Source organism: Clostridium sp. (assembly GCF_021372645.1).
Classification (GTDB): domain Bacteria; phylum Bacillota; class Clostridia; order Clostridiales; family Clostridiaceae; genus Clostridium.
Window position 1 is genome coordinate 19,592 of the sequence record NZ_JAJFUC010000089.1, and the last position, 22,979, is coordinate 42,570.

Consider the following 22,979-nt stretch of genomic DNA (forward strand, 5'->3'; position numbering starts at 1 on the left):
TATATTAAATAACAAATAAAATTATGAGAATAAAATAGAAACAAAAATAATAATTACGAAGAAAACTCTAGAAATTATATTTGGGAGTTTTTTATAATCTTACGTATAAATCATCAATTCTATTTTTATTAAGGCATATAAATTCCTTAATATTTTAAAAATATATCTTCTTCCTTCTCATTCCTACATTTATCACTAATCCTACTGAAATTACTGTTGTAAGTAGTGAACTCCCTCCATAACTTATGAGTGGCAATGTTATTCCTGTAATTGGCAGTAACCCTATTGTCATTCCTATATTTTGAAGTATAGCAAACAAGAAATATGAAACTATTCCAACACATATAACTGACCCGAATATATCTTTTGAAGTTCGCGCTATTGAAATCATTTTATAAATTAAAAATCCATATAAAGTTAATAATACAATAGCTCCTAAAAAACCCCACTGATCCGCTATTGCAGAAAAAATAAAATCTGTTCGGACTTCTGGCACATTTTGTGCTGAATAACTAGAACTCCCATCATTGCTTAAAGACGGCCTACTTCCAAGTATACCTCCTGAACCTATTCCAATTAAAGATTGTGTTAAATGATATCCTGTTTTAGCATCATCGGCTGCTGGGTTTAAAAATCCTGTAAATCTTGCCTTTTGATATGATTCTATCAATCCCGAATTCCAAACTATTACTATTGCAAGAATTAATGACATTAATCCTCCACCAATAATTTTAATATCTAAACCTATTGCATAGAAAATTCCAAGAACTATGAAAAAGCAAACCATACTCATTCCCATATCAGGTTGTGTAATAATAAATACAACTGGTACCGCCGCATAAAAACCTAAAATAAAAAAGTTCTTAATTTCATTTATTTTACCTTCCATGTCATCTAGCTTTTTAGCGAGCATAAGTATAATTCCAATCTTAGCAAATTCTGATGGTTGAATTTGACCTATTCCAATATTAATCCATCCCCTAGCACCATTGACAACAACTCCGATTCCTGGAATCTTAGTTAATATAAGAAGAATTACCACGCTCCAATAAAAAATAGGTACATAATTAAATATTATTGTATAGTCAACTGCTATAAATATATACAATGCTAACATAGATACTACAAACCAAAAGGCTTGCTTTTCAACATAAGACAAACCGTATTCTCCTTTTGTACATAAATATATATTTAATGTCCCATATAAAATTAAAAGAATTAAAGAAATTACTATAGTTTTATCAATTTCTTTAATCAATCTCATATCTAATTTAAAACTTTTAAACAATACTTCACCTCCTGCTTAAGTATACATACCTTTAATAAAATGTATATATACTCAATTACTTTTAATTATACATTATTATTACTTCATTCTCTATAATAATTATGTTCATCTGATAAAACATAATAATTTTGTAATAATTCAAACAAATTTTTTATAACTTTCATTATTTATCCTAATTGTTTCAACTCCCTTCTGGAAAAAGTGATAATCCAAAAGTAAGCATTAAAATTTTATATTTGGAACCTCAAACTTTTCATCTGTGAACTTGTTTCTTAATTACCCATAATGTACCCTGAAAGGCATGAATTGTGCATTGTTAACATTATATATCTCTCTAAAAAAACACAAAAATATAAGAAATATTACGTGATAGAAACTAATCTTATAGTTTCTTAAAACAAATATCTCTTATATCCTAAGTTCTTGGTTGTGCTTCGCACTTTTTTATATAGGTGAAATGCTCTTAGTTGTGCTTCGCACTTTTTTTATAGGTGAAATGTTCTTGGTTGTGCTTCGCACTTTTTTTATAGGTGAAATGTTCTTGGTTGTGCTTCGCACTTTTTTTATAGGTGCATAAATTATTTCAAACAATCTCTTGTCTTATCTTCCTCTTATATTTTTAATTGGAATATTTGCTATTAATGCAGAAGCATTTTCCCCTTCTTCATCGCCACTTCTATTTACAGATATTTCAACATCGTCTACTTGTATATCAATATACTTAGAAATTACTTGTAATATTTCTTCTCTTATTTTATCTATAATATCTGGAGCGATTTCCCCTCTATCATGTATAAGAATCAATTTCAATCTATCTTTTGCAACTTCTTTAGGCGTTGGTTTGTTACTTAAATTTTTAAAAAAACCCATTTTTCTCTTCCTCCCTTAATTACGCTTAAATAGCTTTTTTAAGGAGCCAAAAAATCCTTGATGATCTTCTATATGTAAATTCATAAGTGGAACTTCTTCTCCTGTAATTCTTCTTGCAATATTTTTAAATGCTTGTCCAGCGAACGACCTTTCTTCTAATACAATAGGTTCTCCTTTGTTTGTTGAAATTGTTATATTCTTATCATCAGGGACAACTCCTAATAATTCTATTGAAAGAGTTTCTATAATATCAGCCACATCAAGCATATCACCATTTTTAGTCATTTCATAATTTAATTTGTTTATAATTACTGAATGATCCTCTAATCCCTTTGAATCAAGTTTTCCAATAACTCTATCTGCATCTCTAACAGATGTAATTTCAGGATTTACAACTACAATTGCTCTTTCTGCACCTATAACTGCATTTTCAAATCCTTGCTCAATACCTGCTGGCGAATCTATTAATACATAATCAAATTCTTCTTTTAATTCATTCACTATTTTTAGCATATCTTGCGCACTTATATCATCTTTGTCTTTTGTTTGCGCAGTAGGTAACAAGCATAGATTTGGAAGCCTTTTATCTTTTATAAGTCCTTGCTTTAATCTACACCTTCCTTCTATAACATCTATTATTGTATATACTATTCTATTTTCTAATCCTAGTAATACGTCTAAATTTCTAAGTCCTGTATCACCATCTATAACAACTACTTTCTTTCCAATTGATGCTAAAGCAGTTCCTATATTAGCTGTGGTTGTTGTTTTCCCAACCCCACCTTTACCTGAAGTTATTACAATAGATACTCCCATTTACAAAATCCTCCGATATTCTAATATATATATTTGTTTGGTAAATATGGTTCAACTATTATTGACCCATCCTTAATCCTTGCTAGTTCTGGATAACTTGGTTTTTCAACATCATCTGGAGACATTGCTATGACATCTGCAATTTTTAAAATTTCTGGTTGCAATAAAAATGCAGCGATTACTGCCTTTGTATTTCCATTTGTTCCTGCACTTACTTTACCTTTTATAGCCCCTAAAACAATTACATTTCCGGCTGCATAGATTTCTGATCCACTATTTATATCACCAATTATAACTATATTACCTTGGTAACTTATAGATTGTCCCCCTCTAATTGTTTTTCTTATAAATTTAGTTTTTCCTTCATATACACCAGAAAATATTCTAGTCTCTTTTTCATTTACTTGTTCAATTTCTTTTTCAATATCTTCCAAAACAATATCCTTTATTTCTATTTTAGTTAATAACACTTCCTTAAGGATTCCAAGTTCTTTCTTATTAATCAATTTTAAATCTATTTTCAAAATTAACGTTGTTCCTTTATAAAAATGCTTTCCTTTAGAAAGTTTTTTTATTAACATTTCAAGCATCTCTTCAAAACAAGTAAATCTATTCATCTGAATAGTTGTATTTATTCCATCTTTATTCCCTTTTATTAAAATACCATCATTATTATACATTCATTCCCTCCAATGAATTTGCAGGTTAAAATATTTAAATTCTTTTCAAATGACAACCTCTCTACGATTATATCATTATAACAACTATTTTTGTATATATCTTTCAATATTTTCAATTAATTTTTACTAAAACATAATATAGATTTAGCTCAAGCATGTAATTTGAGCTTAAAAGTTTTAATTTAGGTATATGAAAAAAATATCCCTATAGGTATACAACTTTGGTTCTTGTATACCTATAGAAATATTTATAATAATTGTTTTTATTATTGTTAATTTTCCTTATCTATTTGTATTGTTATTTACCTTTACGTTCTGTGTATTAATAGTACTTACTTGTGATATGGATTATCAACAACATACTTCTTAAAAGATGCTGATTGCGAAGCATAATTGGGATTATCTTTTAATAATTCATCCTTAAAATATGCGTCATAAACTGCTCTAACTGCTGATGCAATATTACCTCCATGCCCTCCATCAAATACTACTGCAACTACAGCTATTTGTGGATCATCTGCTGGGGCATAACTTACATAAGTCGCATAAGGTTTTCTTCCTTTTTCTCTTTGATCAGAGGCAAAATCGGCCGTACCAGTTTTACCAGCTGTTGGTATCGGAAATCCACTAAATGCAGTTGCTGCTGTACCTTCTTGACTATTATTAACTGCTTTCATACCGTCTTTAACTGCCTTTTGAGTACTCTTTGATATTGATACTGTATTTAATACTTCCGGTTTAAATTCTTGTACTATATTACCATCATTATCAGTAATCTTATCAACCAAATGAAGCTTATATCTTGTTCCACCATTAGCAAGGGTTGAAATATATGATACTAACTGCATTGGAGTAAAATTATTCATACCCTGACCTATTGATGCATTAACAATTTGAGCTGGAGTTCTTATTTCTCCAGGTTCATTATTAATTGTAAATTGAGCTATAGCTTCTGCTATACTTGTAGCTTGATTATCTAAATTTACTTGCTTCCCTGCAATTCTATTCTTATATATATCAGAATATTCCATTATATTCTTAATATCATTTTTAACATCCTTTGCAAAATTATCATGGCTCATCATTGATGTTTCATCAACGCCGACCTTATTTAAACTTTCTGTAACTTTATCCTTTATAGCTTTTTTGGAATTTTTAACTTGGTCATTATCATCATCTAAAGCACGTATATCAAATGGAATGAAAGTTTTTCCATTATAATTTCCGTTTTCTAATGCGTCAACTAAGTTAAATTTAGCATATGCTATTTGATTTTCTTTCCATGATGTAAAGTTATATGTTTGCCCAAAGTTTTCTCCTATTTCTATCCCTGTTGTAGCTTTTTGCTTGCTGCTCGGATCATTAGGATCAACACCTAAACCAAATTGCCAAGCATATTTTGCAATAGAATCTAAAGCCTCAATTTTACTTTCTCCTTGCTCTAGCTTTTGAATATACATTCTATATGCTGTTTCATAGAAGTAATAGTTAATTGATTGTCCTATAGCTGTAGTTAAATTTATTGGTCCCATTGCAGCTTCTAGTCCTGATGGATTAAAACCAGTACCAAAAGTTTCTGGATGTATATTAAATTTACCTGTATCATTTATAATTGTATCAGGGCTTATTGCACCAGATTCTAAACCTGCAACAGCTGTAAGTGGCTTAAATGTAGACCCTGGTGGATTTAATGACATAGTAGCATAATTATAAGTTGGTCTTGGATACAAATCATATTTATCTGTTCTGTATCCATCAGTTCCTATTGGGAATAGATCATCAACAGTTTTATTTAAACCCATTCTTTGTATTAATTGTTTTCCAAATGTTTCGTAGTCAGGATTAAAATATTGTTTGTTTTCTTCCGCTGTTAATTGTCCTGGAACTGCAAATAAATTAGGATTAAAATTAGGATAACTTGCTAGTGATAAAATTCTTCCTGTTTTAACCTCAACTGCAACTAACGCTCCTCTTGTTGCATTTGGGAATGTAGTTCCATCAGTATCGAATACATTCTTTTGTAAATTCTCCATTGCATCAGTCAAGCCTTGTTCTGCTGCATATTGAATATCATTGTCTATGGTAAGATGAACATCATTTCCAGGATAAGATTCAAGTTTAAATAATTCTTGAGTAACTCTACCTTGTGAGTTAACCTTAACAGTAGTTCCACCCTTAACACCCTTTAATTGTTCTTCAAAAGCTGATTCTATACCAAACGTACCAATTAAGTCTGATGAAACATCATACCCCTTAAGTTCATATTTTTCTTTTTGAGTATCATTAATTGAAGATACATAACCTAAAACTGAAGATGCTAAATTATTATATGGATAATACCTTATTGGTGCTAAACTAACATCTATTCCTGGTAAGTCAGTAAGTTTTTGACGAACTATTAAAGATGTATCTCTATTAATATTTCCTGCAATAGTTGTCGATCTATAGCCTTTGAAACTTTGCATTTTTATAGCATCTTTTATAACCATAAATCTTCTAATATCATTCAAAGAATATCCTTTTTCTAAAATTACATTAGTCAAATCTTTATCTGACATTTTGGAATATATTTTGATTTTATCCTTTGTCTTATAATCTGGGTCTACAAGTTCAATCAAGTTATAAGATCTAACTAAAGCATAAAAAGCGTCTTCAGGTGTTATCTTTAAAAGAGCTTCATCTAATTGTGAACTTTGTACATCAGATAACTCTTCAACATCTTTAAACATTGTATTTTTTAAAGTATCATTTAACCCTCTATCTTTTTTAAATCTTAATTCCTCATTGTTTTGAGACTCTTTCTCACTACTTTTATACTCAAAATATATATTATTATCACTGTCTATTTTCAATGGCAATGTATCTTGAGTTTTTTCTTCATTTTCATCTAATATTTTAAAAAGTTCCTCCATTGTTGTATAAAATTGTTTCTCTGCATCATCTGTCTTAGTATATGTAAGTGTATATGTTTGCTTATTAGTTGCTAAAACATTACCTTTTTGATCATATATCTTTCCTCTTGGAGCTTTATCTGATACAAACCGTGTTGATGTAACATCTGCTTTATCCTTATATTCTTGATAACTAAATACTTGAATATACAATAATTTCAAAATAATAGTTCCAAATATAAACCCCATGATAATGCACAAAACAGTATACCTGGAGGTTTCTTTTTTCTTTTTGTTTGTTGGTTTATTTAATATCATTTAAACCTCCACCTTTGTTTCGTATATTCATCATCATAAACATTCATTACTATTTTATATGCAAAGAACATTACTACTCCGTTATATATTCCCATAATAATACTTTTTGAAAGTTGTATATCAATATGTGACAAATAAAATATTACAAAAACTCCCATGTACTTTATTATTGTAATAAAAAAAATTGAAACTACAGGTATTAATCTCTTATTTTTTATAATTCCATTTCCAATGAAGCTTGCTAAAAGACATAATAATAAATTCAATAAAGAATTCACTCCAAATCCATGAAAAAAGAAAATATCTTGCAATACACCACTAACAGTACCTACAAATGTGGCCTTTTCTTTCCCATTTATTATTGAATAAGCAATAGCAAATGTAAATAATAGACTAGGATAAGCCCCTTTTATTGAAAAAAATGGAACTAATGAATTGTCTAATATAACTAAACCTATAGAAACTAAAATAATAATTAATTTTTCCATTTACGAACCCCTAATTATATTTAACTTCTCTCGTATCCTTCGGAGAGACAATAAATAATTCTTCTAATTTATTAAAATCTACATATGGTTTTACAACTGCGCTTTTCATTACTTTTACATTATCTTCTTCAACTGAAATTACTTCTCCAATTCTAATTTCCTTTGGGTAAAGCATCCCTACTCCAGATGTCATTATTACATCGCCTTCTTTAACTTCAGAATCCATTGGAAGATCATATACTTTAGCTAAATTTCTATTTTGTCTATCCTTAAATCCTTTTATATATCCAGTAGTATCTCTAGTACTCTGAACCATAACACTTACAGCTATATTTTCGTTAACCAATGATTGGATTATACACCAATTGCTATCTACACTCGTTACTTGACCTACTAGTCCTTGAGCTGCTATAACAATCATGCCTTTTTGAATATTATCATTTTTACCTTTATTAACTATATAGCCATCTAAAAAATTTCCTCCACTATACCCTATAATGTCACATGCTATATAATTATAATTATTTCTTTCTTCTGCAAAATTCAATATTTCTCTTAATCTATCATTTTCTCCTTTTAAATCTGAATAAGTGCTCAATTTATTTTCAAGCTCTTGGTTTTTATTAATCAATTCTTTATTTTGTGCTTTTACTTCTGAAAAATTCAAGAAAAAGTCTAAAGTTTCTTTAATTTTATCAGTTCCTTTATACACAAGATTTTGTACAGGATTTAAAGTACTACCGGCACCACTTTCAATAATACTTCTATTTTCTTTCTTAACAGTATAAACTATTAATCCTAAAAAGCTAACTGACAGTACTATAATAGTTACTGCCAGTTTATTTCTAAGAAGCTTCATATATTAACCTCTTTGATCCCTACTAATTTTATCAAAATCTTCTAGTGCCTTCCCTGCTCCAAGTACTACACAATCAAGAGGTGCCTCTGCAATATGTACAGGCATGTTTGTTTCTTTATTTATCAATACATCTAAGCCTTTTAAATAAGCTCCACCGCCAGCAAGCATTATTCCTTTTTCTATAATATCTGCTGCAAGCTCTGGTGGTGTTTTTTCTAATGTGGTCTTAATTGCCTCTATAATAGCATATATAGGTTCTTTTAATGCTTCTCTTACTTGAGTTTCTGAAATTTGAACTGTCTTTGGAAGACCCGAAATCAAATCTCTTCCTTTTATGTCCATTACCATTTCTTCATCTTCAACTTTATAAGCTGATCCTATTTCCATTTTGACTTGTTCAGCAGTTCTTTCTCCAACCATTAAGTTAAATTCTTTTTTAATATAAGATATTATTGATTGATCTAATTCATCCCCTGCTTTTCTAAGAGATTTACTAGTTACTATTCCACCTAAAGAAATAATAGCTACTTCTGTAGTACCTCCACCAATATCAACTATCATACTTCCTGTTGGCTCACTTACTGGAAGCCCTGCTCCAATTGCTGCTGCCATAGGTTCTTCCATTAAAATAACATCTCTAGCTCCTGAAAGCTTTGTTGCTTCTTCAATCGCTCTCTTTTCAACTTCAGTAATACCTGATGGATAACAAACTATTATTCTTGGGTTCTTAAATGCATTCTTTGTTGATACCTTTTCTATTAAGCTTTTCATCATTGTTTGAGCTATATCAAAATCTGCTATTACCCCATCTTTTAATGGTCTTATAGCTACTATATTCCCTGGAGTTCTACCTATCATCAGTTTAGCTTCTGATCCAACTGCTAATGTCTTTCTAGTCAATGTATTCACAGCAACAACAGATGGCTCTCTTAAAACAATTCCTTTACCTTTTACAAATACTAATGTATTTGCAGTTCCTAAATCTATCCCCATATCTTTTCCTGATCCAAAAAATCCCATTTATTTTTTCCCCTTCCGATTCTATATTAGTCCTCTCTCTTTGAGGCTAACAAATTTATTATTTCCTATTATAATATGGTCTACTAATTGAATTCCTAGTATATTTCCACATTCTTTAATTCTTAATGTAATGTTTATATCTTCCTTACTAGGCGTTGGATCGCCTGATGGATGATTATGACATATAATTATTGACGCACTATTTTTATCTATTGCTTGCTTAAATATCTCCCTTGGATGAACTACAGATGTATTTAAGCTGCCTTTGAAAACATCTTTTGTTCCAATAATTATATTTTTTGTACTTAATAATATTACCTTTAAAATTTCTTGATTTAATTCGTTCATTTCACCCATAAGAAGATCCGCTAAATCTTTTGGCGAACTGATCTTAATATCTTTTTTCATTGCTTTTAATGTTCTAAATCTTCTAAAAAGCTCACACAATGCCAAAATCTGAGATGCTTTTCCTTCTTTAATACCTTTTATAGATGTTATGTCATTAAAGCTTGCACTCAAAACTCCATCTAACCCCTCTAATTCTGATAAAAGTCTACTACTCAATTGGAGTACATTTTCTCCTTGAGTTCCAGTTCTGAGTATAATTGCTAATAGTTCTGAATTACTTAAACTCTCAGCTCCATAGGTCAATAATTTTTCTTTAGGTCTTTCATTTTGTGGTATATCCTTAATTTTAAGGCTGCTGTCCATTAATATATTACCTCCACATATATGATCCCCTTCTAATTCCCTCAAATTATTGTATTTCTTCTAGCATAAATTTTAATTTATTTAACGGAAGTCCAACAACATTATAATAACATCCTTTTATTTCCTTAACAAATATTCCACCTATGCCTTGAATTCCATAAGCTCCAGCTTTGTCTAAAGGTTCACCAGTTTTTATGTATTCTAGTATTTCATCATCACTTATTTCAGAAAAAGTAACCTCTGTAGCTAAACTTTCTTGTTTAATTAAATTTGTAGCAGTATTAATAACAACAATACCTGAATAAACTAAATGTTTTCTGCCTTGAAGTGATTTTAAAATATTAAAAGCATCTTCTTCATCCTTTGGTTTTACAAGTATTTTATCTTCTAATGTAACTATAGTATCCGCTGATATTATTATTGCATCACCATTTAGCTTGTTTTTAACATGCAACGCTTTCCCTAAAGCTACATTTTTAACATATCTATCTATACATCCTTCAAAGAGAACTTTACTTTCATCAAAATCACTGGCTATTATATCAAAATCTTTAATTAATCTACTTAAAAGTTCTTGACGTCTCTCTGAAGCAGAAGCTAATACTATTTTCATATATTCACATCCTAAATAAAGAATCTAATGTATACTATTGACAAATAATATGCATTATAGACATGTTAATTATTTAACTAAATTAATTTTTTAACGTATAGAAATGATATGTATTCCTATAAACCATTTCTACATCCTATAGTTTATCATTTAAGATGTTCTTAAACAAGTCTGTTATATTAAGTTATGACTTTTTTTATATAAATTTAATTTTGTTGTAATAAATATTCTTCATTTTTTTTAGTTTTTAAGCAATTTGTATAATTCCGGTATATTTATATTGCTATTTTCTTTATTTATTTCATCTGGCAAATTTTTCACATAACTACTTAAATCATTTATTTTTTTAGATTTTGCAATACTATCATCCGTTATAATTTTATCAGTCCATTCTTTAAATTCTGTTGTTTTTATACTTTTAACTCCATTATCTTCAAGTTTATTAGTAATTGTTAAAAATCCATCTATAACCTCTATTATTTTTTTACTTTCTATATTATCACTTGAAATATTTAAATTAACCTTCGCAACATCAATATTATTTGCTTTAAATTGTTCTATTTTTTTTAGCCCATCCTCTTCTTTATATATTCCAGCTAATACCCTATATTTACCATCCTCTTCTACTATAAAAGGCTCACAATATTTTGATATTGCAGTTAATAATTCTTTTGCATTTTCTTCTTTAGAATAATATCCACATTGCAATGCTATAAGGCTCGGAACTTTACCTTTACCATTTCCCTCAATTGAATATCTTGAATTATTACTATTGTTATCTTGAATCTGTTTTCCATTAAAAATAAATTTACTAATAAATAATCCACCACCTATAGATATCAAAGCAATAACTGCAACACTACATAAAAACTTTATCTTATTCGATTTTCTATATTCATATCTTGTGTACCTCATAATATCCCTCCTTTTTTTCATATACTATATTTATTCTATAGGTCACACATATATGAGTTATGTTAAATATAAAATACATTATTCTATACTTAACTTTTGCAGATATCCTACACAAAAAAGTATTGAGTAGCAAAAAACGTATTATTCACTTTTTTAGTTTTATTGAATAATACGTTTTTTTAATTTATTATTTAATTTTATCAATTCATAATGTATGTATTCTCTTTTGAGGGGTATTGCCGCATTATAAGTATTACACAATACTTATAATTTCTTAGTTAAATATTCTTCTTGCAGTTGCGTATCTTTTTGAATAATATTCATCATATAAGGAACTTATCATTACTGGTTTTCCTGCTCTTGGTGCATGAATAAATTCTCCATCCCCAATATAAATACCAACGTGACTTATTGAACCTTCTGTATTAAAGAACACTAAATCTCCTGCTCTTAAATCACTTCTTTTTGCGTCAGTTCCTTGCCCTACTTGAGTATATGTAGTACGTGATAGACCTACTCCAAATTTATTATATACATATTGTGTTAGTCCTGAGCAATCAAAAGCATTTGGACCAGCTGCACCATAAACATATGGTTTTCCTAAAAATTTATATGCATAATTAACAACTTCATTTCCTTTGCTAACAGTACCCCTTGAAGCTTTATTTCCGCCATCTGTTGTTTCTGTATCTGAAGGTGCTTTAATTACTTTAGTTGCTTTAAGTTCACTAGTTTTAAGTGTAATCCCCTTATTAGGTATTAGTATAGTATCAGCTTCAGCATTTTGAGTATTAATAAAGCAAGCTCCTGAAAAAACTAAAACTGTAATTATGCATTTTATAAGCATTTTTATTTTATTTTTCATCTATATTCCCTCTTCATTACCTAATTTATATTATTATAGAAAACATTTTCATTTTTGTTTACATTGTCTTCTATTTTTCATACATTAATTAGTATATTCACAAATTTACTATTGGTCAAACTATTAACATTTTTATATATTTCTATTAATAAATTTATTAATCTCTTATTTCCTTAAGAACTTCTAATAAGTATTTAAAGCATCTACGAGTAGAAGATATACTCATATGTTCTACAGGAGTATGTATATCGATTATGTCTGGTCCAAAGCTAATCATATCTAAATCTCCAAGCTTTTCCCTTAATATTCCACATTCTACACCTGCATGCATAGCAAAAATATCAGCTTCTTTGCCATACATTTTAGAATATACTTTTTTGCATATCTCTCTTATTTTTGAATCAGTTTTATATGACCACGCTGGATATCCTGCATTAGTTGTAAATGTTCCACCTAAAATTTCTGTTATACATTTATTTCTTTCAACTATTTCTTCTCTTAATGAAAATACAGAGCTTCTCACTGCACTGTCATATTCCACCTCATTTTGATTAGTTGTTACCACTCCAAGGTTTGTTGAACTTTCTGTTAATCCTTCTATATCTGAACTCATTGTATTTACTCCATTTGGGTACATATACAATAAATTAATTGTTTTGGTTGTAGTATCATCTGAAAATACCTTTCCTACACTATTTTCACATTCTAGTAAATATATTCCTAAATTTGAATCCTTTTTACTAAATTCTTTTTTTAAATTTTCACATACTTTTGTCTTTAAATCCATCAAATTTTTTTCATCAGTTGAATTAATTGATACAACTGCTGTAGCTTCTCTTGGAATTGCATTATTTTTTGAACCTCCATTTAATGAAACTAAATTTAATTTTATTTTATTTGTGATTTCCTTTAATAATCTTCCCATTAATTTATTAGAATTTCCTTTTCCTAAATTAATATCTGTTCCTGAGTGTCCTCCCTTTAATCCTTTGATTATAAGGGTATATTCTTTTGTGTTTTCCTTTTTATCTATCCATTCAATAGGAAGAGTAGATTTTGTTCTAATACCTCCTGCACAGCTAACTAAAAGCTTTCCTTCTTCTTCCGAATCTATATTTAAAACAATTTTGCCATTAATATAATCAGCTTGAACTGCTAAAGCACCACTCATTCCAGCCTCTTCATCAGTTGTTATTAATACTTCAAGAGCTGGATGCTCTATAGTATTATCTTCTAATATAGCCATTGCATAAGCAAGTGCAATCCCATCATCTCCTCCAAGGGTAGTTTTATCAGCATATATATAATCACCCTTAACAATTAATTTAATAGGATCTTTTGTAAAATCATGTTCTTTATCACTGTTTTTTTCACATACCATATCCATATGGCCTTGAATTATAACTACTGGAGCTTTTTCATAACCCTTTGATGCTGGTTTTTTAATTATCACATTTAAAGCTACATCTTGAATACAATCTAATCCTAAATTTCTTCCAAAATTAAGTAAGTAATCGCTGATTTGTTTTTCATTACCGGACCCTCTTGGTATTTTACTTATCTCTTTAAAATGATAAAAAATTCTTTCGTCTGTGATATTTTTAAAATTTTTCATACTTTACTCTTCCTTCCGCTAATTACGTGATAAAATATCAATATGTATATCTTTTTTAGTTTATCATAAAATATTGTTATATGATGTATATATTTTTATTTTATGATTTATTATCTTACACACTATAAACATAATGTATAAAATTTTAATGTGAGGTGTTTGCATGCAAAAAACAAAAATGATTTTTACTATTGGTCCAGCAAGTGATAATGAAGAAACTTTAAGAAAATTTATTGAAATTGGAATGAGTGCCGCAAGATTAAACTTTTCTCATGGTACACATGAATCACATAAAGAGAAAATTGAATTAATCCAACGTATAAGCAAAGATATGGATTCTGCAACAGCTATTGTACTAGATATAAAGGGCCCTAAAATTAGAACTCATAACTTCATTAATGATGGTGTAATTCTTACTGAAGGAAATGATTTTGCTTTTGTTTGTGGAGAAGAAATCCTTGGGAATGAAAAAAGATGTTCAGTTTCATATGACATACTTTATCAAGATATAAAAGTCGGAGGAAAAATTCTTGTTGATGATGGTCTTTTAAAGTTCAAAGTTATTGGCGTTGAAGGTAAAACAATCCATACTAAAGTTATAGTTGGTGGAGAAATTAAAAATCACAAAGGTGTTAATGTTCCTGATGCAGTTATTAATTTACCATCAATTACTGAAAAAGATATAGAAGATATTAAATTTGGTTGCAAAATGGGAGTTGACTTTATAGCTGCTTCTTTCATAAGAAAAGCTGATGATGTTCTAGATGTAAAGAAAGTTTTAAAAGAAAATCATTGTGAACACATTAAGGTAATAGCTAAAATAGAAAATCAAGAAGGTGTAGATAATATAGATTCTATCATCAAAGTAACTGATTCTGTAATGATTGCCAGAGGAGATATGGGTGTTGAAATCCCAATTGAAAAAGTTCCCATAAATCAAAAGATGATAATCAAAAAATGTAATGAAGCAGGTAAAATTGTTATAACAGCAACTCAAATGCTTGATTCAATGATTAGAAATTCACTTCCAACTAGAGCTGAAGCAAGTGATATTTGTAATGCTATTTTTGATGGAACTGATGCAATCATGTTAAGTGGTGAAAGTGCTTCTGGTCTTTTCCCTATAGAAGCTGCAACGACAATGTCCAAAATAGCTCAAGAAGTTGAAGAATATTTAGATTATAACGATTTAACTGCAAGACTTAGAGAACCTTCTCTTAATGATTACGCTTCTGCAATAAGTTACTCTGCTTGTAGAACTGCAAATCTTTTGAATGCTAAGGCTATTGTTGCTGCAACAAAGAGTGGTGCTACAGCTAGAATACTTTCAAGATATAGATCAAAAGCTCCAATTATAGCTATAACTCCTTATGATCAAGTAAGAAGAACATTAAGCTTAAATTTTGGTATATGTCCTATGAAATGTTCTATATTTCATACAACAGATCAAATTTTAACTGAAGCTAAAAATGTAGTGCATAAATTAGGCATAACTAAGCCTGGAGATGACATAATAGTTGCTGCTGGAATGCCAATAACTCATACTGGTGGAACTAACATGTTAAAGATAGAAAAAATTTAACATATTTACAATTCACAGTTCCAGATAGATAATTACGGTACAATTTCTATTGGAAATTGACTAATAAAAAAGACCCACTAATCAAATCGTAGCTTTGATTAGTGAGTCTTTTTTATTTCAAATCCAATTAGAGATTTGTTCATTTATTGTCAATTGATTTAAATTCTACTCAAATTTAAACCCTTTAAGTAAATCACCTAAAGATGTTCCTTCTTCTTCATCAGTATCAACATAATTAAGATACTCTTTATTGCTTTCTGTTGCACCTTTAATACTTAAAGCTATTTTCTTATCTTCTTTATTAAAAGTTAATACCTTTACTTTTACTTTTTGATTAACTTCTAATATATCTGAAGGTTTTGCAATATGTTCATCTGTAATTTCTGATATATGTACTAATCCTTCTATACCATCAAATAATTCAATAAATGCTCCAAATGTAGTAAGACGTACAACTTTACCTTCTAGCAAATCCCCTTCTTTAATGTCTTCACTATGAACTGTCCATGGTTCTTTAGTTACATCTTTTAATATTAGCGATAATCTTTCCTTTTCCTTATCTACATTTCCTATGAATACTTCGACTTTGTCGCCTTCTTTAACTACATCTTCTGGCCTATTTACTCTTTCCCATGATAGATCTGAGATATGAATTAACCCCTCTACTCCACCAATATCTACAAATGCACCAAATTTAACTAGTTTTTTAACAACACCATTTCTTTTTTCGCCTTCAATCAAACTATCCCATATACTTTTTTTGTTTTTGTTGTATTCTTCTTCTTCAATAACTCTTCTCGATCCTACAACTTTTTTATTTCTAAAATCTAATTCTGTAATTCTAATTTCTAATTCTTTTCCTACCAAAGTGCTAAGCTCAATTCTTTCTCTGCTTGCAAGTGAACCTGGAATAAAGACTCTTACATTGCCATAATAAGCAATTACACCACCTTTAGTTTCTTCTTTGACTTTAACAGTAATATTTTTTTGTTCTTTAAAAGATTTCTCTATTTCTTCCTTTTCTTTTATTTCTAATACTCTTACTAATGAAAGCTCAACATATCCTTCTCCATCGTTTGGAGATATAACATATACATCAATTTCATCATCTTTACTAACTACTTCCCTAGGATCTTTTTCATCTGATGATAATTCCTCTTTAGATATTAATCCATCAAAAGCATAGTTTATATTAACTGAAACCTCTTTATCATTTACATCTATTACTTTGCCTTTTAAAATGTCTCCCCTATTCAATCTCTTCACATCATACTCATTTAAAAGTTCACTCATACTGCTCATTGTTTCTTCATTAGACATTAATCCTCACTCCTTAATTGTTTTATTTTTATTCTACTTATAATATTAATCTAATAAAAACGTTTATACAAGTTTATGTTAATGTACTCTGAATGTACTTATTGATATAATTAAATAAAAGCCTTTATACATAAACGTATATTTTTTTCTTTATTGTAAGTATTCTTAGTTTTAAAATATATATAAAACTTTATCAAGTAGTATTATATACTATTTAAAACTATAAATATTTCTATTATAAGTAAGATATTTAAACCTATAACTGTGATATTTAATTGTAGTTATCTTTTTTAGCATTTTTTCGTTGTTTTTCCATATTGTATATAAGTAATCTTTTTTATATAATAAATACATAATCTTTTAAGGGGTGATCACTATTCATAAGATTAATAAAAAATATGTTCTAGCTATACTTTTAACATTTATATTTACATTTTCAAGTTTACCCTTAGATGCATTATCATTTACAAGTATAAGTCCATCAGATAGCACAACAGCTTTTGCTAAATCTAGTGGTAGTAAGTCAAGCTCTAGCAGTTCAACGTCAAAAAGTGGATTTAGTTCAGGCTCTGTTAGCAGTTCATCGAGCAAATCTTCTACTAGTACCAGTAACAATTCAACTAGTTCAAAGAGTGCTGAAGGATTTAAATCAGGTGATTTTTCAAGTGGCAGTAGTGATTCTAAGGCTAGTACTGATTCAAGTACCTCTTCAAAAAGTGATGGTGCTACGCAGGGTTTTAAGAGTGGTTCATATTCTACAACTGATAAAAATAAAAATGAAGATTCTTCAAGTTCTTCTAATACAAATAATAATAAAAGCAATAATACTCAGACCTATAGTAATGGATCTAACAGGAGCTCCTTCTTTCCATTCTTTGGTGGAGGCGGTGGTTTTTACAGACCATTTTATTTTGGCTCAACTTCGAGTTCAATAGTTAATGCTTTAGCTTTAGCTGTAATATTCATATTAGCTATAATATTAATAAAAATATACTTAAATAAAAAAAGAAAATAATAAATATTAGGAGGTATTAACATGGGAATTTTTACAAGAATGTCAAATATGATTAAAGGAAAGGTAAATTCTACATTAGATAATATGGAAAATCCAGTTGAATTATTAGATCAAAAATTAAGAGATATGGACGAGCAATTTAATAAAGCTAAGTTAAGTTCAGCTCAAATTTTAGGTAATGTTCATGAAATAGAAAAGAAGCTAATTGCTGCAAAAAAAGAAACTGAAGATTATGAGCAAAAGGTAAAATTAGCTTTAAGTAAAGGAAATGAAGAATTAGCTAAAAGGGCTTTAGCTAAAAAAATTGAAACAGATAAAAAGATCTCTTCATTACAAGCAAGCTATGATAATTCAAAAATTCAAGCAGATACATTAAAAGCAAATCTTCGTGCTTTAGAAGAAGAAATCACAAAAACTAGAAACTACAGAGACGAAGCTGCTGCAAGATACGCAAATGCTGAAGCATCTCAAAAAGTTAATGAAATACTTGCTAATGTACAAACTAAAAGTGATTCAATCAAAATTGATAGTATAGAAAGAAACATTCAAAGAAAAGAATCCCTTGCTCAAGGCTTAGGAGAATTAAGAGACTTAGACAATTTTGACAGTGAATTTGAAAAATTGGATGAGGTTGACTTAGACCTTGAATTAGCAAAATATAAAACTAACTAGGAGATAATATGGATATTGGTAAAGATATTGATTTTATAAATGAAGAAAGAAGACATTGGGGAAAGGTTTATACTGATGTAGCTTATGCTATAAGCGAAATATCCCCCTTTGTCTCGGAAAGAGATTTAACTATAAGAAAATATTTTACTAAGGCATCACTACTTCAAGAATACACTAAACTTTTAGATTCTGCTGAAGCTGACTGCAAAAAGAAATCTTTATTTTCAATGTTTAAATCTAATTCAAGCATTACCCTAATTAAAGACTTTAAGGCTAAAAATAAAGATAATTTTAAGCAATTGGAGAAATGCTCTAATTGTGAATGCTTAAACTGTACTTTTGAATGTAATTTCAAAAAATGTTCAAGCTGTAGAAGTGGATCTATGATTTGCTCTTGTGATAAAGAAAGAGTTAATGTAAGAAAATTTGAAAATTTCACATTAGATCTTACTAACAATGATACTGGAAGATCTTCAAAATATAAAACTTTAGCTGTTGTTGAAGATTGTACATTAGATAATTTATACATTTTACTAGAAAATATAACTAATTCCAGTGATAAATTAGTGCTATACTATTATCCAGGAATTAAGGAAGACTCTTATGGTGAAATAACAGATGCTACTGAATTTGATTTTGTAGTTGAAACTTATCAAAGTGCAGAATAATTGATTCTCTAAATATAGGTATTGTGGAATATCGATGTCCAAGCTTATACGTATAACCTACTAAAATAAAGGATACTCTAATGTAACATGGAACAAAAGAGTATCCTTTATTTCTGGTATTATTTATATTAAAGGTATAAGTGCAATTTATAAACTAGATACATATAGTGCACCTTAAATTTACACTAATCAATAGTAACCTTAAAGTTTTAATATTACTGCAAGTATTTTTATATTTCATGATACATATATTAGTGAAAGTTATCTTACCCTTCATCATACATGGAAAAATGTTGTATTTCTAAAGCTTTCCTCTTTTCCATTTCATTGAAACAATAATGTATTATATCACTTCTTTTTATTATTCCTATAAAGGTTCCATTATCATCAGTTACTGGCACAAAATTTTGGTTCACTGCTAATGATATTAGGCTTTCTATATTAGAAGTTATAGACACAGATTTGTGTGTTATTCTCTTAGGTATATCTTTAACTTTTACAGATTCAGTATTCTTAAAATCTAAATTATGAGTATCTTTTAATTTCCATAGTAAGTCCCCTTCTGTTAATGTTCCCACATATTTTCCTTCTTTATCTATAATTGGTATTGCTGTATAACTGTATTTCTCCATTTTCTCTATAACTTGTTTCATTGTTGCATCTTGATTTTCGCATATTACTTCATTTTTAGGTGTAAGAAAAAAGGCTATATTCATAAATAAAATCCTTTCCTTAATGTATTTATTTTATTTTTGTTTACAAATGTATTTTACCACATTTTAAGTCGAAATCCTTTAAAAAAATTATTACTTATCCATGAATATTTATTAAAATTGATTTTTAATCACCATATTTCTCTAATTTGTAAATGTAATTCAAATATGTTTCATTTTTTAGAATACTATTAACTTCACTATACCCTTCTTCTCCTTGAAGAGTTTTCTTCACTATAACTTCACACAAAACATTACTTTTACATTTAGGGCATGTACCAACTGCTGCGAATCTCCAATTTAAAAGTTTTATTGGCGTTTCTAGTTCAACTTTCTTTCCGCATTTAGGGCACTTTAACATTAATTTCTCTTCATCAATTTTCACATTTTCAAGATTTGATACATGTATTGCCGGCATATTATATATATCTTTAACTAAATAATTACCAATCGCTCTAGAATTGTATACCCTTCTAAATACCTCTACTGTGTATTTAGCATCATTTAATGCATCATGTAATTTTGTATCATCTACCTTAATTTTCAGTTCATCTAAAGCTGATTTAAGCCCTAATGCTTTCTTATGAGCTAAAACTTTAGTTGCATATTCTTGAATATCTAAATATTCATCTAACCAACTTAAATCCGTATAATTATATTCATTAGCATTTATAATCAATTCTACCACATCATCTTTTGCCCATGAGCAAAGGACATCACCTTCTTCAAACATATCTTTAAGTTTGTTTATAGCTTCCTCAAAAGGTATTCCCTTTTCACTCAGTATATCCATGTCTATTTTAGTAATTTCAGTTACTATAGGATTAATTACAGGAAACACTGAAGGTTTTACATATTCTCTAATTTCGCTTATAGGTTTCATATATTTATCTACTTTTACAGCTCCTATTTCTATAATCTCATTTTCTAACCCTACTGAAGCAAAATCTCCATGTGTTTCAAAAAAATCCTTGTAATAATTAGTTATGTTTTTTAAATTGTTAAACTCTAAATCAATAATAATGTACCCCATATCTATCCCTTTCTAAAGTTAAATTTCTATCCCTGCAAGCTTCATTAAATGAATTGCATTTTGTGTCTCACTCTTTCCATTTCTTAATATATAATCAAATTTAATTTTATCATTTTTATAGAACTCTCTAAAGCTATAATTTATTATACTTCTGTTTTCTTTTTCTAAATCACATAATTCTAAATCATGAGTAGATACAAGCCCTACTCCTCCATATTGAATTAATTGTTTAATTAGTACTCTAGCTCCAATATGCCTATCCATAGAATTAGTTCCTTTAAATATTTCATCCAAAAGAAAAAATATCTTTTCCCCTCTTTTACATGCTTCTATTAATATTTTTATTCTTAAAATTTCTGCATAAAATGATGAAATACTTTCTTCTAAATTATCTTTTGTTCTCATGCAAGTATAAATATTCATGATTCCACAAGAGAATTTATCTGCACATACTGGCGCTCCTATATAACTAAGAAGTAAATTTACACCTAAGGTTCTTAAGAATGTACTTTTGCCAGACATATTAGAACCTGTAATTAGTGATACCTTTTTTTCTCCTTTTAATGAAAATGTGTTTCTAACTGCTTTCTTTCCAAGCAGCGGATGACCTATATTACTTCCTTGTATTTCATTTTCATTTAAAATGACGGGATAAGTCCAATTTTCGTTTTCAAAAGAAAGAATACTTATACTACTTAATGCATCAATCTCATGCATTACTGCAAGCCATTCTTCAAGTTTCTCACCATTTCTTTCTCTCCATTTTTCTAAACTTCTTATTAAAAATACATCTGAAAATAAAAATACATTTAATATTAAATAATATGCATTATATGCACTATTACCTGCCCAATCTAATATATTTGAGAATTTTTTCATTTCTTCTTTACAGCTTAACTTTTCATTTTTTAATTTATTATTTAAATTTTTTAAATATAAACAATCAAATTTTTCCTCTTCTATTAAACATAAAATTTTACTATATCCCTCTACACTATTTTTTATGGATTCAAACAATCTAAGTTCTTTTCCCATACTCTTCGACAACATCTTTACAACAATAAAATTCACCATAAAGTCTAAAATTAAAAATGACTCTGGTATTATTCCTTTAATTGCTAAATATATTGAAAAAATAGTAGCTAGCATAAAAGTACAAGCAATTGCTACTCTTAAAGGACTTGAAGATTCTTTGTCCTTGCTCCATTTAATTAAAGTATTTAAATCCATATCTTTTGATTTCTTTAAGCTACCTTCAACAATTATTTTTTGTCTCCATGCAGCTTTTTTTCCCAGCTCTCTTGTAGCTTCTTGCCTTTCTTTTATCTCATTATCACTTAAAGCCTTTTCTCTTTTTAATAATTTTGCTAATTCCGCTCTTCCACCTTTAGTAATTGTAGTATTAATGTATTGAAAAATCGAATTATTACCAAACACATCTAAATCATTTATAAATGAATGTTCATTATCTAAATATTCTGATCCATTATCTTTAAAATTTTTAAACTCTCCAACTAGTCTTTTAAGCCCCGTTTCATTAATATTTATTAGCAAATCAACTCTTTTTTTATATTCAAATATATTATTATGATAAAATACTAAAACTAAAAAAATGATTATAAAAAATATGGTTACAACCAAAATCAATGTTATTTTATTTTGTCTATATAAAAAATAATCAACTAACACACATAATATTACTACAACTAATCTACTCCATCCAACTATACTTACTTTAGTACTTATAGCACTACTTTCTTGACTATTGTTTTCTATATTATTTTTATAAAATTCTTCTGCTAAACTCATAAGTCCTCCTATATTACTTTATTCTTATTATTAACATCAAGTTTTACATTATCTATTATTATTAACTCTTACTATTCTATTTTACGTTATTAGAAAAATGTGTCAATTACTTACCTTACAATTATTAATTTTATTTTTAGCAATAAAGCAGATTACTCAATTGTATTTAATGTCCTCGGATACATAAAAAATACCCGTAGAACATTTTACTGTCCCAC

Annotated in this window: 21 protein-coding genes; 4 read left to right on the forward strand and 17 right to left on the reverse strand. The window is 28.5% G+C overall.

Annotated elements, in window-relative coordinates; genetic code table 11:
- Positions 1-154 precede the first annotated feature (154 nt).
- The 13 genes from rodA to LLF98_RS13255 form a co-directional block, all read right to left on the reverse strand.
- Entirely contained in the window at positions 155-1,288 is a 1,134-nt protein-coding gene (rodA, locus tag LLF98_RS13195) for a rod shape-determining protein RodA (protein ID WP_291704322.1), read from the reverse strand.
- A 600-nt stretch (positions 1,289-1,888) separates the two neighbouring features.
- Positions 1,889-2,158, reverse strand: a complete 270-nt coding sequence (minE, locus tag LLF98_RS13200; RefSeq protein ID WP_291704324.1) for a cell division topological specificity factor MinE — start codon at positions 2,156-2,158, stop codon at positions 1,889-1,891.
- A 15-nt stretch (positions 2,159-2,173) separates the two neighbouring features.
- A complete protein-coding gene (gene minD / locus LLF98_RS13205; RefSeq protein ID WP_291704326.1) occupies positions 2,174-2,974 on the reverse strand; it encodes a septum site-determining protein MinD in 801 nt (266 codons plus the stop codon).
- 20 nt (positions 2,975-2,994) lie between these two features.
- Positions 2,995-3,654, reverse strand: coding sequence for a septum site-determining protein MinC (gene minC, locus LLF98_RS13210; protein ID WP_291704328.1), 660 nt, complete (start codon positions 3,652-3,654; stop codon positions 2,995-2,997).
- A gap of 332 nt (positions 3,655-3,986) precedes the next feature.
- Positions 3,987-6,863 (reverse strand): penicillin-binding transpeptidase domain-containing protein, encoded by a 2,877-nt coding sequence (locus LLF98_RS13215; RefSeq protein WP_291704330.1) that lies wholly within the window; start codon positions 6,861-6,863, stop codon positions 3,987-3,989.
- On the reverse strand, positions 6,860-7,351 hold the full coding sequence (mreD, locus tag LLF98_RS13220; protein WP_291704332.1) for a rod shape-determining protein MreD: 492 nt from the start codon (positions 7,349-7,351) through the stop codon (positions 6,860-6,862). The genes LLF98_RS13215 and mreD overlap by 4 nt, the downstream gene beginning before the upstream one ends.
- 10 nt (positions 7,352-7,361) lie before the next feature.
- The gene (gene mreC / locus LLF98_RS13225; RefSeq protein ID WP_291704334.1) at positions 7,362-8,210 is read right to left on the reverse strand and encodes a rod shape-determining protein MreC; all 849 of its coding nucleotides are present in this window, start codon (positions 8,208-8,210) and stop codon (positions 7,362-7,364) included.
- Between the two features lie 3 nt (positions 8,211-8,213).
- Positions 8,214-9,230, reverse strand: coding sequence for a rod shape-determining protein (locus tag LLF98_RS13230; RefSeq protein WP_291704336.1), 1,017 nt, complete (start codon positions 9,228-9,230; stop codon positions 8,214-8,216).
- 21 nt (positions 9,231-9,251) lie between these two features.
- Complete coding sequence (gene radC / locus LLF98_RS13235) at positions 9,252-9,941, reverse strand: DNA repair protein RadC (RefSeq protein ID WP_291704339.1); 690 nt, start codon at positions 9,939-9,941, stop codon at positions 9,252-9,254.
- A 46-nt stretch (positions 9,942-9,987) separates the two neighbouring features.
- The gene (locus tag LLF98_RS13240) at positions 9,988-10,554 is read right to left on the reverse strand and encodes a Maf-like protein (RefSeq protein ID WP_291704341.1); all 567 of its coding nucleotides are present in this window, start codon (positions 10,552-10,554) and stop codon (positions 9,988-9,990) included.
- A 240-nt stretch (positions 10,555-10,794) separates the two neighbouring features.
- Positions 10,795-11,469, reverse strand: a complete 675-nt coding sequence (locus LLF98_RS13245) for an SPOR domain-containing protein (protein WP_291704343.1) — start codon at positions 11,467-11,469, stop codon at positions 10,795-10,797.
- A gap of 274 nt (positions 11,470-11,743) precedes the next feature.
- On the reverse strand, positions 11,744-12,334 hold the full coding sequence (locus tag LLF98_RS13250) for a C40 family peptidase (protein WP_291704345.1): 591 nt from the start codon (positions 12,332-12,334) through the stop codon (positions 11,744-11,746).
- A 157-nt stretch (positions 12,335-12,491) separates the two neighbouring features.
- Complete coding sequence (locus LLF98_RS13255; RefSeq protein ID WP_291704348.1) at positions 12,492-13,949, reverse strand: aminoacyl-histidine dipeptidase; 1,458 nt, start codon at positions 13,947-13,949, stop codon at positions 12,492-12,494.
- Positions 13,950-14,112: 163 nt separating this feature from the next.
- On the opposite strand from LLF98_RS13255, the gene pyk reads away from it, so the two are divergent.
- Complete coding sequence (gene pyk / locus LLF98_RS13260) at positions 14,113-15,531, forward strand: pyruvate kinase (protein ID WP_291704350.1); 1,419 nt, start codon at positions 14,113-14,115, stop codon at positions 15,529-15,531.
- 165 nt (positions 15,532-15,696) lie between these two features.
- On the opposite strand, the gene rpsA is transcribed toward pyk, so the two are convergent.
- Positions 15,697-16,851 carry a 30S ribosomal protein S1 gene (gene rpsA / locus LLF98_RS13265; protein WP_291704352.1) on the reverse strand — a complete coding sequence of 385 codons (1,155 nt, stop codon included), beginning with the start codon at positions 16,849-16,851 and terminating at the stop codon, positions 15,697-15,699.
- Between the two features lie 367 nt (positions 16,852-17,218).
- On the opposite strand from rpsA, the gene LLF98_RS13270 reads away from it, so the two are divergent.
- The 3 genes from LLF98_RS13270 to LLF98_RS13280 are packed head-to-tail and all read left to right on the forward strand — an operon-like array spanning position 17,219 to position 19,206.
- Complete coding sequence (locus LLF98_RS13270; protein ID WP_291704354.1) at positions 17,219-17,866, forward strand: hypothetical protein; 648 nt, start codon at positions 17,219-17,221, stop codon at positions 17,864-17,866.
- 21 nt (positions 17,867-17,887) lie between these two features.
- Entirely contained in the window at positions 17,888-18,538 is a 651-nt protein-coding gene (locus LLF98_RS13275; RefSeq protein ID WP_291704356.1) for a PspA/IM30 family protein, read from the forward strand.
- 8 nt (positions 18,539-18,546) lie between these two features.
- Entirely contained in the window at positions 18,547-19,206 is a 660-nt protein-coding gene (locus tag LLF98_RS13280; RefSeq protein ID WP_291704359.1) for a DUF1292 domain-containing protein, read from the forward strand.
- Positions 19,207-19,472: 266 nt separating this feature from the next.
- On the opposite strand, the gene LLF98_RS13285 is transcribed toward LLF98_RS13280, so the two are convergent.
- The 3 genes from LLF98_RS13285 to LLF98_RS13295 all read right to left on the reverse strand — a co-directional run bounded on the left by LLF98_RS13285 (position 19,473) and on the right by LLF98_RS13295 (position 22,761).
- On the reverse strand, positions 19,473-19,922 hold the full coding sequence (locus tag LLF98_RS13285; protein ID WP_291704361.1) for a CBS domain-containing protein: 450 nt from the start codon (positions 19,920-19,922) through the stop codon (positions 19,473-19,475).
- A 124-nt stretch (positions 19,923-20,046) separates the two neighbouring features.
- Entirely contained in the window at positions 20,047-20,952 is a 906-nt protein-coding gene (locus LLF98_RS13290) for a 3'-5' exonuclease (RefSeq protein WP_291704363.1), read from the reverse strand.
- Between the two features lie 18 nt (positions 20,953-20,970).
- Positions 20,971-22,761, reverse strand: coding sequence for a MutS family DNA mismatch repair protein (locus LLF98_RS13295; protein ID WP_291704365.1), 1,791 nt, complete (start codon positions 22,759-22,761; stop codon positions 20,971-20,973).
- Positions 22,762-22,979 lie beyond the last annotated feature (218 nt).

Excerpts from the sequence above, each read along its gene's own strand:
- minE (WP_291704324.1), bottom strand. The coding sequence starts at position 2,158 with ATGGGTTTTTTTAAAAATTTAAGTAACAAACCAACGCCTAAAGAAGTT.
- minD (WP_291704326.1), bottom strand. The coding sequence starts at position 2,974 with ATGGGAGTATCTATTGTAATAACTTCAGGTAAAGGTGGGGTTGGGAAA.
- minC (WP_291704328.1), bottom strand. The coding sequence starts at position 3,654 with ATGTATAATAATGATGGTATTTTAATAAAAGGGAATAAAGATGGAATA.
- LLF98_RS13215 (WP_291704330.1), bottom strand. The coding sequence starts at position 6,863 with ATGATATTAAATAAACCAACAAACAAAAAGAAAAAAGAAACCTCCAGG.
- mreD (WP_291704332.1), bottom strand. The coding sequence starts at position 7,351 with ATGGAAAAATTAATTATTATTTTAGTTTCTATAGGTTTAGTTATATTA.
- mreC (WP_291704334.1), bottom strand. The coding sequence starts at position 8,210 with ATGAAGCTTCTTAGAAATAAACTGGCAGTAACTATTATAGTACTGTCA.
- LLF98_RS13230 (WP_291704336.1), bottom strand. The coding sequence starts at position 9,230 with ATGGGATTTTTTGGATCAGGAAAAGATATGGGGATAGATTTAGGAACT.
- radC (WP_291704339.1), bottom strand. The coding sequence starts at position 9,941 with ATGGACAGCAGCCTTAAAATTAAGGATATACCACAAAATGAAAGACCT.
- LLF98_RS13240 (WP_291704341.1), bottom strand. The coding sequence starts at position 10,554 with ATGAAAATAGTATTAGCTTCTGCTTCAGAGAGACGTCAAGAACTTTTA.
- LLF98_RS13245 (WP_291704343.1), bottom strand. The coding sequence starts at position 11,469 with ATGAGGTACACAAGATATGAATATAGAAAATCGAATAAGATAAAGTTT.
- LLF98_RS13250 (WP_291704345.1), bottom strand. The coding sequence starts at position 12,334 with ATGAAAAATAAAATAAAAATGCTTATAAAATGCATAATTACAGTTTTA.
- LLF98_RS13255 (WP_291704348.1), bottom strand. The coding sequence starts at position 13,949 with ATGAAAAATTTTAAAAATATCACAGACGAAAGAATTTTTTATCATTTT.
- pyk (WP_291704350.1), top strand. The coding sequence starts at position 14,113 with ATGCAAAAAACAAAAATGATTTTTACTATTGGTCCAGCAAGTGATAAT.
- rpsA (WP_291704352.1), bottom strand. The coding sequence starts at position 16,851 with ATGTCTAATGAAGAAACAATGAGCAGTATGAGTGAACTTTTAAATGAG.
- LLF98_RS13275 (WP_291704356.1), top strand. The coding sequence starts at position 17,888 with ATGGGAATTTTTACAAGAATGTCAAATATGATTAAAGGAAAGGTAAAT.
- LLF98_RS13280 (WP_291704359.1), top strand. The coding sequence starts at position 18,547 with ATGGATATTGGTAAAGATATTGATTTTATAAATGAAGAAAGAAGACAT.
- LLF98_RS13285 (WP_291704361.1), bottom strand. The coding sequence starts at position 19,922 with ATGAATATAGCCTTTTTTCTTACACCTAAAAATGAAGTAATATGCGAA.
- LLF98_RS13290 (WP_291704363.1), bottom strand. The coding sequence starts at position 20,952 with ATGGGGTACATTATTATTGATTTAGAGTTTAACAATTTAAAAAACATA.
- LLF98_RS13295 (WP_291704365.1), bottom strand. The coding sequence starts at position 22,761 with ATGAGTTTAGCAGAAGAATTTTATAAAAATAATATAGAAAACAATAGT.